We start from the raw sequence: 17,837 nt of genomic DNA on the forward strand, positions 1-17,837 counted from the left end.
AATGGCAAAGATGAAAAAAATATTGAATTTAATGTATCTGTGTTTTATAGTAGTAAATAATGTGTCTGCTCAAAGTACAAAAGGTTTTCCTAAGATAGAAACAGAGATTATAGGACAATCTAAGTTGTCTGTGTATTATCAATTAGATGATAACTCAACAAATAAGAAGAAGTCAGGAGAAACAGTGTTACAGATACTAGATTCTAAGAGTAAGTATTTTGATGTAGTTGAATCAGATGCTATCGCTTATAATAATGCGGCACTTACAGGAGAATTAAATAAGGATAATATAGCTGAAGGTCTGAAGGTGTTTGGTAAATATGTTTATAAAGGTGTAATACTGAAAGATTTTTCAACATCTAAAGTAGTGGTAAATGATTTGATAGGAGGTAAGAGATTTGAATATGAGGAAAGTATTCCTAAGATAGAATGGAAAATAGGAAAGGAACAGAAAGAAATTTTAGGTTATCAATGTACTAAAGCTACTGCTAAGTTTAGAGGGCGTGATTATGTAGTGTGGTACACAGATGATTTGCCTATTAGTGATGGTCCATTTTTATTTACTGGATTACCAGGTTTGATATTAGAAGTAAGAGACACTAAGAATGCCTATGCTTTTATAGCTAATAGAATTGAGAATAAGAATGAGGAGGTATTTTTAACTATTCATCCTAAAGTAACGAAGACAGATAGAGGATCATTTAGAAGAGGAGATAAGAATGATCATCTTGATCCAGGAGCTTCATTACAAGGAAAGATTTATACAGAACCAGGAAAAGTGACTAATATAAGTGGAATGAAATCAATACCCTATAATCCGATAGAGTTAGAGTAATGTTTGTGTTTGTTGTGTATTTGTTGTGTATTTGTTAAGTAATTGTTTTTATTTATTTGTTTTTTATGAGATTTATTTTTTTGGATATTGTTTGTTAACTTTATTTAACATAACTTTAATTTGTAAGTTCTTTGGTGCACAAGAAGGATTTTAGTTTTAACCAAATAAATTTAAAATTATGAAGAAAACAATGAAAGCCATTTTAGTAGTGGCAGTTTTAGTAGTGAGTACGGTAGCATTTGCAGCTGCAGAAGGATGGATTACTGTACATGATAATTGTGGAGGTACTTTTTATTTAAAGGCAGATATGTATCCTGATGGAGATGCGGCATTAAAAGCTGCAGAAAAATATAATAAATTACGATGTCAATAGTTGATTTTTTTTATTGAAGATTTTAGTTATTTATAACTGCTAATTAGATTAATAATTTTTAAAACCAAGGAATATAGTACTATACTCCTTGGTTTTTATAAGTATAATACAAATTATGAAAAATATTTTTATTTTAATAGTTATAGTTTTTAGTACTGTAAACAAAGTTAAAGGACAAAAGTCAAAAGGCTTTCCTAAGATAGAGACAGAGATTATAGGACAATCTAAGTTGTCTGTGTATTATCAATTAAATGATAACTCTACAAATCAGAAGAAATCAGGAGAAACAGTGTTACAGATACTTGATTCTAAGAGTAAATATGTAGATGTAACTGAAGATAAAATGATTGATTATAATAATAAGCACTTTTTAGGAACAGTCAGTAATGAAAATTTTGGAGAAGCATTAAAGTTGTTAAAACAATATGTTTTTTCAGGCACGATAATAAAAGACTTTGAAAAGTCAAAAGTAATTATTCATAGAGATATTTCAGGTTATAAGTTTCAATATGAGGAAGGTATTCCTAAGATAGAGTGGAAAATAGGAAAGGAACAGAAAGAAATCTTAGGGTATCAATGTACTAAAGCTACTGCTAAGTTTAGAGGGCGTGACTATATTGCCTGGTATGCTAGTGAGTTGCCGATTAGTGATGGTCCATTCTTATTTACTGGATTACCAGGTTTGATATTAGAAGTAAGAGATACTAAGAATGAGTACGTTTTTATGGCTAATGGTGTAGAGCGCAAAAATGAAGATGTATATATAGCCTTATATCCTAAAGTAACGAAGACAGATAGAGAATCATTTAGAAGAGGAGATAAGAATGATCATCTTGACCCAGGAGCTTCATTACAAGGAAAGATTTATACAGAACCAGGAAAAATGGCTAATACAAGTGGTATGAAGTCAATACCCTATAATCCGATAGAGTTAGAGTAAAATGAGCATTAAGAGTATAAATAGCGAGAGAATTAGTCTGAGATTGTTTAATCAATTTTGGACTATATTTTTATTGCTGTTTACTCAGTTATGTTTTAGTCAAGGTAGTATTGTGAAGGGGAGAGTTATTAATGGAGAGAGTGACGAACCTATAGAAGGAGTTATCTGTAAGGTATACGATAGTACCGATGAGATGATAACTTATGCATTAAGTACTAAGTCTGGCGAAGTGTTGATAAAGAGTGATGAAACACCAGCATATATTATATTTTCCTATTTAGGGTTTCAGAATGAGAGAGTGGAGTATATTTCGTTTATAAAGAGTAAAGAGGTAAAACTGTTTAGCAAGGCGATAGAGATAGAGGAGATCGTGATTAAAAGTCAGGCTATAACCCAAGAAGGAGATACGCTTAACTACAGTGTCACTCCCTTTAAAGGAAAAGAGGATCGCTATCTGAAAGATGTCTTAAAGAAGCTACCTGGTATTACAGTAAATACGACAGGAGCTATTACTTATCAAGGGAAACCTATTAATAAGTTTTATATGGAAGGGCTTGACTTGCTAGGTAATCAATATACAATAGCATCTAATAACTTACCTATCGATGCTGTACAGTCTGTACAAGTGATAGAGAATAATCAACATATCAAAACACTAAAAGGAGTTGAATTTAGTGAGAATGCGGCTTTAAATATCAAGTTTAAAGACGAGTATAAACAAAAGCCTTTTGGTGAGGTTAAGACTGCTTTCGGCGGATCACCTCTGTTGAGCAGCAATAAAGTATTCGCTACTTTAATAGCCAAGAACAGTCAAACTTTAGTGACTGCGAAGTCTGATAATACAGGTGTTAATATAGAAGTAGATACAAGAGAACAGATTGACTTTACAGATTTGTTTTCTTTTGATATGCCACTCAAGCAATACATCGGTAACACGAGTATTCGTAGAATACCGATGGATGAGAAACGATACTTGTTTAATGAAACGTATTTAGGATCTATCAACCATCTAAAGAAACTTGCTAAGGAGGCTACATTGCGTTTTAAGGTTGACATTACAAAAGATCACAAACAACAAGATAGTTACTATATTTCTAACTACGATTTAATGAATGGTGAAGTATTGACATTAAACGAGGATAGGAATGTTGCACTTAGTAATACTAGATTAAATGCTTCTGTGAACTATGAAAAGAATAGCACAGCTGTCTATTTTAAGAATGAACTGAAGACCATCTTTAATTGGCAGAGAAGCAATGAAAGTTTACTACAGGACATGGATCAGTTTACTAATCATGTTAAACAAGATAATGTGACTATTCAGAATCGCTTTGCGTATATATTTGGAACGGATGATAATAAGTATACGATCGATGCATTCATAAAATATGTAGATCAGCCAGAGCGTATGACTTTAAATACACTTAAAGGAACTGATAAAGCGTCTAGTATGGATAGGCAGAAGGTAGATAATAAGCATTTATTGTTTAAAGTCCAATCTGGCAAGACGATGAGAGTGTGGTCTAATCCACTGTCTTTTAATGTAGAGTTGTACTATAATAATGATGAGTTAAAGACTAGATTAGAGACAGATAAGAAATATAGTTTTTTAGATCAATACCTACATGATAATAGTGTAAGACTTAAGAAATATGGGACTACATTAACGACGAGTTATACATATTATTTAAAAGAAGGTAATTTACGCATTAACATACCTCTAAAATATGAACAACACAGTGTATTTGACAGAATAGGAGTTGAGAATGAAGAGAAAGGTAACTTCTTAATAACACCTTCAGTTTCGTTTAATTATAATTTGAATCAGTTGTGGAAGTTTAATGCGAATACTTCTTATACAGAGTCAGTAAGTCAGATAGATAATTATTATCAAGGAGTGGTGATGGCTACCTATAGAGATTTTATGACTTATGGTAACTTGCCACAGAAGTATAAGTCTATGCGTTATGAGATAGGTTTAGATCATCGCAATCTATTGACTTCTGTATTCTTTAATTTGAATATAGGGTACCAACCTTCTAAGATTAATGTAGCTAATCAAGGATATTATGATAAGGATTATACGTGGAGCAATAAAGTAGCGCAAGATATAAAGATGGATAAGTTATATCTAAATACGAGAGTGTCTAAGTTATTTAGTGAGTTAAAGACGACATTAGCTTTAAGTACTTCTTATGAGTATTATAAAAGTGATATATGGCAACAGAATACGTTGTTTACAAATTACAGTAATCAGTGGACTGTAGGTTTTGAGGCTTTTGTAAAGAAGTTAGATTGGATGTCTATACAGTATATCATTAGTGACAATATATTTTGGGAGAACAATCAATTTAGAAATACTGATAAGTTACACAATATCACTCAACAAGTGAATTTGTCTTTCTTTACTTTAAAGAATGTACAATTACAGCTCAGTGGAGAGCATAACTATAATGATATGGGAGGTAAGGAGAGTTATAAAAACTTCTTTATAGATGCTACAGCGTCATATAAGTTGAAGCAAGTGGAGTTCACAGCATTGTTACAGAACTTACTTGATAAAAAAGAGTATTCGTATACGAGTTATACGGGGTTAAATAGTAGCTCCTTAAAGATACCTATTCGAGGTAGAAGTATTCTATTAGGAGCTACATTTAGTTTTTAATATTGTTTTACTTATCAGCCTCTTTCATCACTTGCACTATTTTCATTACAGCTTGTTGTGCATTGGCAGTGCCGCTGTTTGCCATAATGATATAGGCAGTATTAGTATTGCCATCTATCTGTGTATAGGTAAAGAAAGTACCGTCAGAACCAGCGTGGTCATATAGCTTAGTAGTCTCATTGATAAGATTCCCCCAGCCTATGGCATATTTGCTTTGACTATTAAATAAGAAGTCATAAGTACTTGCTTTAAGGGCGTTGTTTTGACCTGCAAGACCTTGTAGATTGAGTTGGATGTATTTGATATAGTTCTCTATATTCATACTTAAGTCACCTGCAGGTTCTATAAGGGTTAATGCATAGTTATAAGTAGGAGGTACAGATTCTAGTACATCATACTGTAAGGCATGTCCCCAAGGTTGGTTTTCTAGATTGCGATTTGGCCAGCCGATGACGAAGTTTATACCTAGTTCATTGGTTAGAATATCTTTTGCTAGTTCTTCCCAAGATTTGTTAGCTGCTTTTTCTAACATAGAAGCTGCTATACTATACCCTGCATTAGAATAAGTATATCCATCTGGAGTTTCTAGTGGAGCCATCGTTAATACATGTTGAGCGAAAGCTTGTCTCTGTTGTTGTTTTGTCCCTTCGAGCTTTGGAAGACCAATGCGTTCCGTACCACTAGTGAAGGCATGTACTTTAGCTCTGTGAGAGAAGAAGTCCTTCAGTGTAGCAGTGTAGTATGCAGGATTAGCAGATTCTTTTGCTTCAGGGAATAGATCAAAATAGGTAGTACTCCATTTGATTTTGCCTTGTTCTACTAGTTTGGCAGCTATAAACCCTGTAATGGCTTTAGAGTTGGAACCTAAGTGGAAGTAGTCTTTTAGATCGGCATTAGAGGGCGTGTTCTTTTCGCCGAATTTGTGATGTCCTGAGATTCCTTTTTGAACAGTCTGGTCTTTTGTTACAATGGCAAAGGCCACTTCAGGAACGTTGTATAGGTTGCGTATACTATCTATTTTAGTGTGTAAGTCTTGACTGTATATTGTTTGACTACATGATAATATGAAGGCTGAGGTTAGTATAAGTAGTTTTTTCATGTTTTGGATTTATTATAAAAACTAAGGTAATGATATTCGGTTTATAAATAAGTTTTTCTCCTTTGAAAAGGTTCGGTAGAGGGAAGGTAATTGGTGATAAATAACCGAAATAACAAATAATTTTTAAAAAAGTATGTTTTGTTGCTTTTGCTTTTTGTGACTTAACGAGTTAAATAGTATCTTTGGCGACTCAAAGTATTAAAATAATACCGATATGTTTGATAATTTAAGTGATAAATTAGATAAAGCCTTTCATATCCTTAAGGGACACGGCAAGATTACAGAAGTCAATGTAGCAGACACTCTAAAAGAGGTTCGTAGAGCTCTATTAGATGCCGACGTTAACTTTAAGATTGCTAAAGATTTTACTAATATAGTAAAAGAAAAAGCCTTAGGACAAGAGGTACTTACAACTTTACAACCAGGACAATTGATGATCAAAATCGTTAAGGACGAGTTGACTCAATTAATGGGAGGTGAGGCTGCAGGTATTAACTTATCTGGTAATCCTTCAGTTATTTTAATGTCAGGTTTGCAAGGGTCAGGGAAAACAACATTCTCTGGTAAACTAGCAAACTTCTTAAAGACAAAGAAAAATAAGAAACCTTTATTGGTAGCGTGTGACGTATATCGTCCTGCAGCTATTAATCAGTTACATGTAGTAGGTGATCAATTAGGTATAGAAGTATATTCAGAAGAAGGAAATAACAATCCTGTACTAATTGCAGAGAATGCTATTAAGCATGCAAAGGCAAATGGATTCAATGTAGTGATTGTCGATACAGCTGGTCGTCTAGCAGTAGACGAGGAGATGATGACGGAGATCGCTAATATTCACAAAGCAATTACACCACATGAGACGCTATTCGTAGTGGACTCTATGACAGGACAAGATGCCGTAAATACAGCGAAAGCTTTTAACGATAGATTAAACTTCGATGGGGTAATCCTTACTAAGTTAGATGGGGATACACGTGGAGGGGCTGCAATCTCAATTAAATCAGTAGTAAATAAACCGATTAAGTTTATCGGTACTGGTGAGAAGATGGAAGCGATAGATGTGTTCTATCCAGATCGTATGGCAGACCGTATCTTAGGGATGGGAGACGTTATCTCGTTAGTAGAGCGTGCACAGGCTCAATACGACGAAGAAGAGGCTCGTAAAATCCAGAAGAAAATCGCGAAGAATGAGTTTGGTTTTGATGATTTCTTAAATCAGATTCAGCAAGTGAAGAAGATGGGGAATATGAAAGACTTGATGGGGATGATACCTGGAGTTGGAAAAGCAATGAAAGATGTAGAGATAGAAGATGATGCGTTTAAACATATCGAGGCTATTATCTACTCAATGACACCTGCAGAACGTTCTAAACCATCTATTATAGATGTAAAACGTAAGAACCGTATCGCTAAAGGATCGGGTACGGATATACAACAAGTGAATCAATTGCTTAAGCAGTTCGATCAAATGAGCAAAATGATGAAGATGATGCAAGGGGCAAAAGGAAAGAATTTGATGAGAATGATGGGGCAAATGAAAGGCATGCAAAGATAATTAAAGAAGAAGGTTTAAGGTTCATTATGAGGTTTAAACCTTCTTTATTTACATACACACAACACACATTTTATTTTAATGCAACTACTAGACGGAAAAAAGGTATCGGAAGATATCAAGAATGAGATCGCTGTTGAGGTTCAACAGATGAAAGCTCGTGGAGAAAAAGTACCTCACTTAGCAGCAGTTATTGTTGGTACTAATGGAGCAAGTTTAACTTACGTAGGAAGTAAGGTTAAGTCTTGTGAGAAAGTAGGTTTTGAATCTACACTAGTTTCTTTGCCAGAAGAAACTACAGAAGAAGAGCTTTTAGCTAAAGTAAAAGAATTGAATGCTGATCCTGCTATAGATGGATATATCGTTCAATTACCTCTTCCAAAACACATTGATGAGCAAAAGATCTTATTAGCTATCGATGCGGATAAAGACGTAGATGGGTTCCACCCAACGAACTTCGGTCGTATGGCTTTAGAGATGGAGACATTCTTACCAGCTACTCCTTATGGAATCATGGAATTATTAGAGCGTTATAAAGTAGAGACAGCAGGTAAAAACGTAGTAGTTATCGGTCGTTCTCACATTGTAGGTCGTCCTATGAGTATTTTGTTAAGCCGTAAAGGTTACCCTGGAGATGCTACTGTGACATTAACGCATAGTCGCACTAAGAATATTGCAGAGATTACTAGAGAAGCAGACATTATCATTTCAGCATTAGGAGTGCCTTACTTCTTAAAAGGAGATATGGTGAAGGATGGAGTAACTGTAGTAGACGTAGGTATCACACGAGTACCAGACGAGACTAATCCTAGAGGATACGTTATCGCAGGAGATGTAGACTTTGACGAAGTTAGTAAGAAAGCTGCTTTTATTACTCCTGTACCAGGTGGTGTAGGACCAATGACAATAGCGATGTTATTGAAGAATACTTTATTAGCTAGATCAAGAAGAGCTAAAAAAGGGGAATAAGAATTAGACTATTCTATTTATATATGAAGAGAGATGAGAGATCATCTCTCTTTTTTTGTTTCATAGTAATCGTTTCTATTGATGTGTTGTATTGGGTATGTATTGTGCGATACGTAAGGTATTGTATTTCTATTGTTGTGTTGTATTGGGTATGTATTGTGTGACATGTAAAGTATTGCATCTCTACTGATGTGTTATATTGGAGATGTATTTATTGAAAATACAAAATATTGTGTCTCTACTGATGTGTTATATTGGTGATGTATTGTGTGACATGAAAATACTGCATCTCTACTGATGTGTTGTATTGGGTATGTATTATGTGACACGTAAGGTGCTGTGTCTCTATTGATATGTTGTATTGGATATGTATTGTGTGACATGCAAAATATTGCATCTCTACTGATGTGTTATATTGGAGATGTATTTTTTGAAACACAAAATATTGTGTCTCTACTGATGTGTTGTATAGGATCTGTATTGTGTGATACGTAAGGTGCTATGTCGCTACTGATGTGTTGTATTGGGTATGTATTGTGCGACACGTAATGTAATGTGTTTCTATTAATAAATTATAAACAGTATTGTAACATTTGTTACAACACATACGGTAGATGGTTAATATTTTAGTATATTAACTGAAACAATATTGTAAATAATGAAAACTCACTATCAAATCCTTATTATAGGGGCAGGAACTGCTGGCATAATGACAGCAGCTCAGCTAAAGAAACGTAATCACAATATAGATATTGGGATTATAGATGCGTCAGAATTACATTACTATCAGCCTGCATTTACACTAGTAGGGGCGGGAGCTTATGATAAGAAGAAAACTATAAAACCGACAAAGGATCTTATACCTAGTGGAGTAGATTGGATTCGAGATATGGTTATTACTATGGATGCTGATAATAATCGTCTAAGTACTAAAGAAGGAATAACCTATACTTATGATTATCTAGTAGTCTGCCCTGGATTAGTGAATGATTTATCCTTGATAGAAGGACTAGCTGATGCTGTAGAGAAAGGTGTGGTGTGTAGTAATTATATAGATCCAGAATATACTTGGAAGTTATTACAAGAATTTAAAGGTGGAACAGCTATTTTTACTCAACCGAATACTCCTATTAAATGTGGTGGAGCTCCTCAGAAGATTATGTATCTGGCATGTGATTATTTTCGCAAGAAAGGAATAGATAAGAATACTAAAGTTCATTTCCCAATGCCTGGGAGTGTTATTTTTGGAGTTAAACCTATTGCAGAGACTTTAATGAAAGTAGTTGATAGATATGGTATTGACTTTAGACCTTTTCACAATCCGATTAAAATAGATGCTGATCATAAAAAGGTTTATTTTAAACGCACGAATATGCCAGATAATAAATGTGTGGTAATCTCTGACGGCAGTACTACTGTAGCTAATGACAGTGTAGTAGAGATGTCTTTTGACTTCTTACATTTAGCACCTCCTCAAGTAGCGCCACAGTTTGTAAGAGAATCTAATTTAGTAAATACTGCTGGTTGGCTAGATGTTGATTTAAACAGCTTACAACACAATAAGTATACTAATGTATTTGGACTCGGAGATGTAGCAGGTTTACCTACAGCTAAGACAGGTGCTGCAATACGTAAACAAGTTCCAGTAGTAGTAGATAATTTATGTAAGTTGCTAGATAATAAAGAAGTATCTAATAAAGGGTATGAAGGATACTCTTCATGCCCATTAGTGACAGGGTATGGTAGGTTAGTATTAGCAGAGTTTAATTATAAGAATGAGTTTACACCTGATCCTAAGTTAAAACAGTTGTTGATTAATACAAGTGATCAAGAGCATTGGCGCTTATGGATGTTGAAGAAATATATGTTACCCTATTTATATTGGAATAAAATGATGAAGGGGAAGCAAGTGTAGAATGGTTTATCTTTATCCTCTTAAAAAGAAGAATATGAAATTTCCAAAAGCAATAACAGATTTTATAGCAAAAGAGATAGAATGTACTCATTATTTTATGCCTCAGTTTTATCCTCAACAGGGCGATATTGAAGGTTTTCAAGATGGGTATAAGTATAATAGCGTTGAAGGAAAGGATATCACAGGAACTAAGGAAGGTGATTTTCATCCTAATTGGTATGTAATATGTGGAGGTTATGCACAAGATCCATATTGGATAGATATCACAAAAGAGGAGAAAGGCTTTCCTGTTTATTTTGCAGAGCATGGAGCAGGTAAATGGGAACCATTATTAGTAGCAGATTCTTTAGGTGAGTTTGAAGAGTGTGTGAAATATATGATTTATTTGACAGAATCTGAATTGTCTAAAGAAGAAATAGAGAGATTGTATAATGAGCGTTTTGATTTAGATAGTCCTTTTTGGGAATTGGTGTGGAGTGAGTTTTCTTTTGACGAAGAATAGTGAAGTTGGTTAACTATGATGTAATGAGTTATTGCCTTTTAAGTGTATTATTTTAGTATTGTTAAGAAGGTGTTTGATATGTTTAATTTTATGTTCTTAAATCATTTTATCTTTAATATATAATAATGGTTGTTTCTTTATTAGGAAACATTTAATTTTGTAATCTATTGATAATGAAAGATGGTTTAAAGTTTAATGTCATTTTTTTAGAAGAAGCTAAGGAGTTTTTAGACCATTTAGATTCTAAAGCTAGAGCAAAGATTATTTATAATATAAACAAAGCAAGCATTACTTCAGATATTGAATTATTTAAGAAGTTACAAGGTGATATATTTGGGAGTTTAGAACAATGTATAGCTCTTTTTATTATAGGCTATTTGCCTTTTGGGATAAGTCAGATAATAAAAATACAATGGTGATTTCAACACATGGTATTATAAAAAAAGAGGATAAAATTTCTAAAAAAGAAATAGAAAGAGCTGAACGATTGAGAGATGTCTATTTTAATAGTAAAGAGAAGTAAAATGAAAACATATAGCTTAGAAGAAATTACTGATTTATATATTGGTGAGAGAGGAACAGAGAGTAGAGAAGAGTTTGATAATGAATTAAGGCTTGACTTGTTAGGACAACAAATAAAACAAGCAAGACAAAAGCGTAATTTAACACAAGAGGAATTAGGTCTCTTAGTAGGAGTAAAAAAAGCTCAGATCTCAAAGATAGAGAATAGCACTACAGATGCTCGTCTGACTACTTTATTAAAAGTATTTAAGGCGTTGGGATTAAAGGTGAGTTTTAATGTTGAGTTAGATAGTCAAGCAACTATTTAAGAATTGGATAAGGTATATCGTAGGCTATCTAAAAGATAGCCTTTTTTGTATCTAATAAATAGTATTTTTACTTAAAAGAACATCATGAGAAGTGATAATATAAAGTGGGCAGCTTTAGTACCAGAGTTTGTAGTATCTGACTTAGCTATTAGTTTACAGTTTTGGTGCGATTATATAGGATTTGAAGTAATGTATGATCGCAAGGAGGAGCACTTTGCCTATTTAGGTATGGGAGAGGCGCAAGTGATGTTAGAACAATATAATCCTGCTGATAGAGAATGGGAGACAGGGATATTAGAAAAGCCATATGGTAGAGGAATAAACTTTCAGATAGAAGTAAATGCCATAATACCTATTCTAAAACGACTTCAGGAAGCTAATTATACTTTATTTATTGATGCAGAAGAGCGTTGGTATAGAGCAGACGATGTAGAGTTCGGTCAGAAACAGTTCTTAGTACAAGATCCTGATGGGTATTTATTGAGATTAATAGAGAACTTAGGAGAGCGAAAATTAGCTGAATAAAGTGATTGCATTAGAAGACATAAGTCAATACTTTAGTGCTGTGATAAAACATAGAAGAGATGAAAACAAGAGAAGAGCTACAGGGTAAGTGGTATAAGAAAGGCGAGAAGTATGCTAAGGAGATTAATGAGATGGTCGCTTTCGGTACAGAACACGGCTGGGATAAATGGGATGGTGAAGAAGCAGAGGACACAAGAGGTAAACTTGCAGAAGCAGTTATTGAGTTATTAAGAGAAGCTAATGTTAATGGTGCAGTAGATACTTTTAGACAAGAGTTTCCTCCTGCACATGCCCCTATTATACCAATGTTAGATGACAAAGGGAGTTATATAGGAGATATTTGTTATATAGCAGAAGATAGTGTTGCTTTTATGCAAGGGACTTCTTATGAAGAGCGACAAGCATATATAGCGAAAGGAACAGAAGTAGTTGCATTAGACAAAGAGATTAAAAGCATTGGGCAGTCTATGCGCAACCTTGTTTATGCGATAGCGTATGCAGATAAGATAGTGACTCGTCAAGGATGGGAAGGAGAAATTATAGCAGAGTTTACATTAGATACTTTAGCGAATATAGGAATTACAAGACTTATTCCTTTTAATGATGGACAGAAAGTCTTGTTCATCTCTTCAGAGGGAATTTATTTGTTAAATACTAAAGAAGAGAAACTGTTGTTTCCAATACTAGAAGAAGGGGAAGAAAACAATGGATTATCTATGGATCATGCTACTTTATCTCACGACAATAAGTATATTGTAGTAGGAGAGCAGTGTAGCGATCACATCGTTTTGGACAGTGAAGGGAATAAAGTAGGATCAGTAGGTCCACAATCTGAGTATCCTCATTATTGTTTGTTTACTAAAGATGATAAACAACTATTGACTAACTCTTGCCATTTTTACAATGGGATATCGATAGGGGTAGATGGAGATAAGTTAGATGGAATGGATATACCAGGATGGGATGATCATGAGGATATTACGATATTAGATGAAGGAATGCGTGTGTATGTTGGTGTAGCTTTTAATGACTACTATATCTTAGGAGATGCTTATGGATATATCAGAGCAATACATAAAGACGGAAGAGAGCTGTGGCAACATTTCTTAGGTTCTACCATAAGTGGAATGGTATTATCAGAAGATGAGAAGACATTATATGTAGGTACATATGCAGGTATATTACACAAGCTGACTTTGAATAAGCCTGTAAGAGATACACATACTATTGGTACTGCTGATATTTATGAAGACTTCCGTTTGTTACTTTGGAAGAATGAGAATAACGTATTAGTTTGGTAATCAATTGATATAAAAGTGAATAAAGCTACTTTACTATATGTTAAAGTAGCTTTTTTATATACTAAAGGTTTTAGTTAAGTAGTTATCTATAGAACACTTAACTAAAACTTATAATTATGAAACACTTAATTTTATACAGCTTTCTACTGATTACTTCGATGTGTTTAGGACAGAATGCTAAGACTGACTTAGAAACCTATGTCCCTAAAAAAGACAATTACTCTTTTACTACGATTAAATTTAATGTACCTGCCTTTCATTGGAAAGGAAAGATAGATAGTGTTTCTTTTGAAGGGAGTTTGATCATACCTAAGACAGGCTTCGATAAAGTAGTGATTATTAAACCAGGTACAGGATATAATACACGTAATACACATAGCTATTTAGCAGAAGCCTTATTAGATCACAATGTAGCTGTATTTAGATATGATGAAAGAGAGATGGGAAATTCAGGAGGAACAGGAGGTGGAGATATGTCATATAGCCCTTCTATGATGGGTGCAGAATTAGCTTCGGCCTTTCAGATGTTAAAGAAGAGAGAAGAGTTAAAGGATAAAAAGATCGGTGTAATAGGACATAGCATGGGAGGGATTGCTATTATGGATGCTTATGCTCATTCTTTTGATCCTGATTTTTTAGTGATGTTATCATCACCTGTTGTGTCTGGTAAAGAGATGTTTTTATACCAACTAAAACAAGAGGAGAATGGTTTTCAAGATTACTTTGCGTATGATACTCAAGAAGAAAAAGAAAAGGTGTATAATGAACTAGCTGATTATTATATTTCAATTAAGGATGATAAGAACTATTGGAAGATGTATAAGAAAAAGATGAAGGAGATAGGATATACAGATAAGAAAACTAAAACGAGGTTTCGATTTCTAATAGGACATGCAGAAAGAGATATAGTGGCAAAAGACAATCAGGATAAGTATAGAGCGATAGCTATACCGATGTTTTATATGATAGGAGATCAAGATGTATTAGTAGATCCTATTAGCAATGTTGAATTGCTTCAGAGTTTTCATAATAAGAATATAGCAATAGAAGTATTAGAAGGGGAGAATCATTTCTTTGCTGATGGAGAAAGTTATGAAATCCATCAAGTACCTAAACAAAAAATAGTGGACTGGGTGTTAAAGCAATAGTTGAGTTAATTAGCATTTCAATACCTTATCTTTATCATTATATTAAGAATTGATAGAGTAAATTAGAGCTTTATAATTTCACTCTATACCTCATGCGACATTTAAGATATATAGTAGTGGCACTATGTGTTACTACATTCTGTATTGGACAAAATCCACAAGATAAAAACACAAGTATAAATGACAGTTTAGCTTCTTTATATCAATCTAAAGAAGAAGTAAACCCAGGTAATAAACTTACTCTACAGCAGTATGTAGAAGATCTTTATATTAATACCTGTAAGTTGTATCACAAGGGAGCTCTTCCTACTATAGAGCCTGGGGATTTTAGTGTGATGGTAATAGATAAAAAAGGAGATGGAAATACAATGATGAAGTCAAAAGACTTAGCCTTGTTAAAAGTAGAAGATGTAAAAGAAATACGCTTCGAAAAGTCAAAACAGACAGATGTCATGTATGGCTATAAAAAAGGTGATTTTGGGATGATCGTCATTACGAAATAGATATAAAAAGAGGCTGTAATGGAATTACAGCCTCTTTTTGTTTAACTTAATTATGGTTTATACTGAGGGTTTTCTTTGTAGAAGTTGTTCCAAAAGTCCTCATTGTAAGATACCCTATCTAGTAAAGTTTTGCTTCTGTTTTTAAATTCATACTCTATGAATTCGACATCATTTGTTTTTAAATCAAATAAATGAGAGTCAGTAGAGTTGGTGAAATTATGTTTTTCTCCATTATGATAAGTTTCATCACTAAAGGATCTATAGAAGAAGTTAGTAGCATAGTATTTACCATTATTGAGGAGATCTTTGAATACGCTGATATTTTCTTCCTTAGCAGTCCTTAATGCAATACGCTCTATATTAGAATTGTGTTTATACTTACTTTTTAAATAGTCAGCATCTAATGATGATTCCCATGTTTCAACCACTTTTACTATGGCATAGTTATCTTGATTAATATAAATTCTACCTGAGTATTTAGAGGGATCAGCTTTATTAGTGTAATTCCAACCCTCTCTCTCTGTTTCGAATGCGATAACATATAAGTTACTATCATTAGGATCTTTTGATTCTATAAACGAGAGTTTAAACTTCTTGTATTTTCTTTTGTGTAATATATTAGAGTATTGAATTGGATTCTCTCTGCCTCTAAAAATATGGTCTGTATTTTTTATGTTCTTAATACCTCTATTGTTCCATTTTACTTGTTGTACCTCAAAAGTTGTTCTGTTCAAGCCTAAATAGGTTTCCTGGTAATCTTTAGTTATTATTTCAAGGTCAAATATTTTAGTATCGTTCTTATAGATTAATTCATGACTAAATCTAGTGAAGTTAAATGGTTCAGTAGGGTGGTTCTCAGCTTTCTTTTTGATAGCAAGGCGGAGTACTTCTTTTGGAGTAAGTTGTTTGGTGATAACTAATTCATCTAGTAAGTCAAAGTTGGTTTCTAAGGAGATAACAGAAGCTAATTCATTTAAGGATACAGTATAGTTATCATACCCTAGAGCTTGTATCTCTAGTGTAGAGTTACCTTTTGTCTTAGGGTCAAAAGGTAGTTCATAATACCCATTGTCATCCGTTACTCTATAGATATCTTGTTTTACTAAAATGATAGTTGCAAAGGCGATAGGCTGTTGAGTATCTTTGTCTAATAGTTGCCCTTTAAAAGAACCTTGTTCTTGTTTGATTTCTTTAGAAGGTACAGTTACCTTGTTTTGGGTATCTTGTTTCTTTATCTTTTTTCGTTCTGCTTGTGAAGCAGTATTTAGAAATATATAACCATCGTGAAATAAGTCTAATCTCTCCTTAGTATACTCTACGAAGTGAAGTAGCCTTGTATCCATAGGTAGATGCATTGCTTCCTGATTAGAAGAAATATACAGATAAGGAGTGTTTAACTTTTGTAACTGATCTTCAAAAGAACCTTCTTGAATAGGAGTAGCATGTAAGGTACGTGTCCCTGTATCGAACAGGGAATCATTGGCATGTAATGTACCTAGACTAAATACTTTCTCTTTATAATAATCTTTTATTTGTCGTCCCATAGAGATGAAGGCTCTTGCCTGTACATTTCCACTATTCGGGTTGCTGTACATAACATGGATATTATCAGCCCATACCATGATTTTTTCTTGAGGATGCCTTTTAATATACTGTATTAAGTTATCCGCCATTTGTTTATCGCGATAGTTGTCATCTTTAGAGGCAAGGTCACTTGTCATAATAGGTTCTTTCGTATCATTGACTGATTGTGCAGTGCTTAGAAGACCTTTAGTGATTTGTACCCAAGTAAGATTAGTGTCTGTTTGAGGTAACTTCTCTATAGCAGTAATTATTCTTTTAAGCTCTTTTTCAAAAGCAGTAAACTTGATATCTTGATTATCGTATTTATAAGTAACTAGCAATGCCTCTAATGCGATACCGAAGTCATCCGAGTCAAGCTTTAAACTTATTTTTTGTTGCTCTAGGTAAGTAAAGAAGTCTTCTATGAAGATATCCTCATTTAGGATTTGCGAGTCATATCCTATCACTTTAAGGTTGTTATCTTCTATATACTTAACTAATCTTTGAAACTCTTGACTATTACTCCATGTACTAAAAATAGCTTGATTAAACGCATCAGGATTAAACCCCTGTTGATTCATCTTCCATATATCATATACAGGAGACTCCATAGCGAAAGTAGTAAAGCCCATTTCTTGGTGTAGGTATTCAACTACTCTTGTCTTCATCTCAAAGATATTATCATACATATGTGTTTGTTCTCCTAGCATGACGATTTGCTTGTCTTTGAGCTCTTCTTTAAGGAAAGACAGGTCTGTTAGTTCCTTAGTGTCTGGTGGAAGTAGTGGCTGTATTATTAACTCTTGTGCTTTAGTCATGGTGATTACTAAAGCCATTAGTAAGGTGAATAAAAATCTCATATTATAGTGATTATTTCTAGTTGGTTATAGATATAACCTTAAATATAAGGTTCATATTGTTTAATCAGAAGGTGTTATTTGATTGTTTAACATGTTTGTCATAAGGTGTCATGTATTTTTAAATTAAAATAACTACAGTTAGTATATCTAAATAAAACTTTATTTTATCACCAATAAGTCTACCTATTACTTATATAATCAGAGTAATTTTTTTACTAGTTTTTGTTTAAATTTGACGCTTCAAGATAAATTGAATA

15 protein-coding genes and 1 pseudogene are annotated in these 17,837 nt (G+C 33.5%); 14 read left to right on the top strand and 2 right to left on the bottom strand.

Annotated features, from left to right (window positions below):
- The first annotated feature begins 10 nt into the window (after nt 1-10).
- The 4 genes from BK054_RS10245 (at nt 11) to BK054_RS10260 (ending at nt 4,813) form a co-directional block, all read left to right on the top strand.
- Nucleotides 11-835: a GLPGLI family protein gene (locus BK054_RS10245; RefSeq protein WP_006266521.1), complete on the top strand. Its 825-nt coding sequence runs from the start codon at nt 11-13 to the stop codon at nt 833-835.
- A gap of 178 nt (nt 836-1,013) precedes the next feature.
- Nucleotides 1,014-1,208: a hypothetical protein gene (locus BK054_RS10250; protein WP_016649775.1), complete on the top strand. Its 195-nt coding sequence runs from the start codon at nt 1,014-1,016 to the stop codon at nt 1,206-1,208.
- 115 nt (nt 1,209-1,323) lie between these two features.
- Nucleotides 1,324-2,148 carry a GLPGLI family protein gene (locus BK054_RS10255; RefSeq protein WP_006263084.1) on the top strand — a complete coding sequence of 275 codons (825 nt, stop codon included), beginning with the start codon at nt 1,324-1,326 and terminating at the stop codon, nt 2,146-2,148.
- Between the two features lies 1 nt (nt 2,149).
- A complete protein-coding gene (locus BK054_RS10260) occupies nt 2,150-4,813 on the top strand; it encodes a TonB-dependent receptor (RefSeq protein WP_006266524.1) in 2,664 nt (887 codons plus the stop codon).
- Between the two features lie 7 nt (nt 4,814-4,820).
- Here the strand turns inward: BK054_RS10260 and BK054_RS10265 are convergent, their stop codons facing one another.
- Nucleotides 4,821-5,912, bottom strand: coding sequence for a serine hydrolase domain-containing protein (locus tag BK054_RS10265; protein WP_006266525.1), 1,092 nt, complete (start codon nt 5,910-5,912; stop codon nt 4,821-4,823).
- Between the two features lie 214 nt (nt 5,913-6,126).
- On the opposite strand from BK054_RS10265, the gene ffh reads away from it, so the two are divergent.
- The 10 genes and pseudogenes from ffh (at nt 6,127) to BK054_RS10315 (ending at nt 15,157) form a co-directional block, all read left to right on the top strand.
- A complete protein-coding gene (ffh, locus tag BK054_RS10270) occupies nt 6,127-7,467 on the top strand; it encodes a signal recognition particle protein (RefSeq protein WP_006256930.1) in 1,341 nt (446 codons plus the stop codon).
- Between the two features lie 78 nt (nt 7,468-7,545).
- Nucleotides 7,546-8,433, top strand: coding sequence for a bifunctional 5,10-methylenetetrahydrofolate dehydrogenase/5,10-methenyltetrahydrofolate cyclohydrolase (locus BK054_RS10275; protein ID WP_006256929.1), 888 nt, complete (start codon nt 7,546-7,548; stop codon nt 8,431-8,433).
- 658 nt (nt 8,434-9,091) lie between these two features.
- Complete coding sequence (locus tag BK054_RS10280; protein WP_016649770.1) at nt 9,092-10,348, top strand: FAD/NAD(P)-binding oxidoreductase; 1,257 nt, start codon at nt 9,092-9,094, stop codon at nt 10,346-10,348.
- Between the two features lie 34 nt (nt 10,349-10,382).
- The gene (locus BK054_RS10285; RefSeq protein WP_006256926.1) at nt 10,383-10,850 is read left to right on the top strand and encodes an SMI1/KNR4 family protein; all 468 of its coding nucleotides are present in this window, start codon (nt 10,383-10,385) and stop codon (nt 10,848-10,850) included.
- A gap of 173 nt (nt 10,851-11,023) precedes the next feature.
- Nucleotides 11,024-11,373, top strand: a pseudogene (locus tag BK054_RS10290) (type II toxin-antitoxin system RelE/ParE family toxin).
- Between the two features lies 1 nt (nt 11,374).
- Nucleotides 11,375-11,680, top strand: coding sequence for a helix-turn-helix domain-containing protein (locus BK054_RS10295; protein ID WP_006256923.1), 306 nt, complete (start codon nt 11,375-11,377; stop codon nt 11,678-11,680).
- 84 nt (nt 11,681-11,764) lie between these two features.
- The gene (locus BK054_RS10300) at nt 11,765-12,205 is read left to right on the top strand and encodes a bleomycin resistance protein (RefSeq protein ID WP_058699339.1); all 441 of its coding nucleotides are present in this window, start codon (nt 11,765-11,767) and stop codon (nt 12,203-12,205) included.
- A gap of 59 nt (nt 12,206-12,264) precedes the next feature.
- Nucleotides 12,265-13,506 (top strand): YncE family protein, encoded by a 1,242-nt coding sequence (locus BK054_RS10305; protein WP_058699340.1) that lies wholly within the window; start codon nt 12,265-12,267, stop codon nt 13,504-13,506.
- A 116-nt stretch (nt 13,507-13,622) separates the two neighbouring features.
- Nucleotides 13,623-14,654 (top strand): alpha/beta fold hydrolase, encoded by a 1,032-nt coding sequence (locus BK054_RS10310; RefSeq protein ID WP_016649765.1) that lies wholly within the window; start codon nt 13,623-13,625, stop codon nt 14,652-14,654.
- Between the two features lie 92 nt (nt 14,655-14,746).
- Complete coding sequence (locus BK054_RS10315) at nt 14,747-15,157, top strand: hypothetical protein (RefSeq protein WP_016649764.1); 411 nt, start codon at nt 14,747-14,749, stop codon at nt 15,155-15,157.
- Nucleotides 15,158-15,207: 50 nt separating this feature from the next.
- On the opposite strand, the gene BK054_RS10320 is transcribed toward BK054_RS10315, so the two are convergent.
- Nucleotides 15,208-17,580: an erythromycin esterase family protein gene (locus BK054_RS10320; RefSeq protein WP_058699342.1), complete on the bottom strand. Its 2,373-nt coding sequence runs from the start codon at nt 17,578-17,580 to the stop codon at nt 15,208-15,210.
- Between the last annotated feature and the right edge of the window lie 257 nt (nt 17,581-17,837).

The sequence above is a fragment of the Myroides sp. ZB35 genome, from assembly GCF_001865835.1.
In the GTDB taxonomy this organism is placed as follows: domain Bacteria; phylum Bacteroidota; class Bacteroidia; order Flavobacteriales; family Flavobacteriaceae; genus Flavobacterium; species Flavobacterium odoratimimum.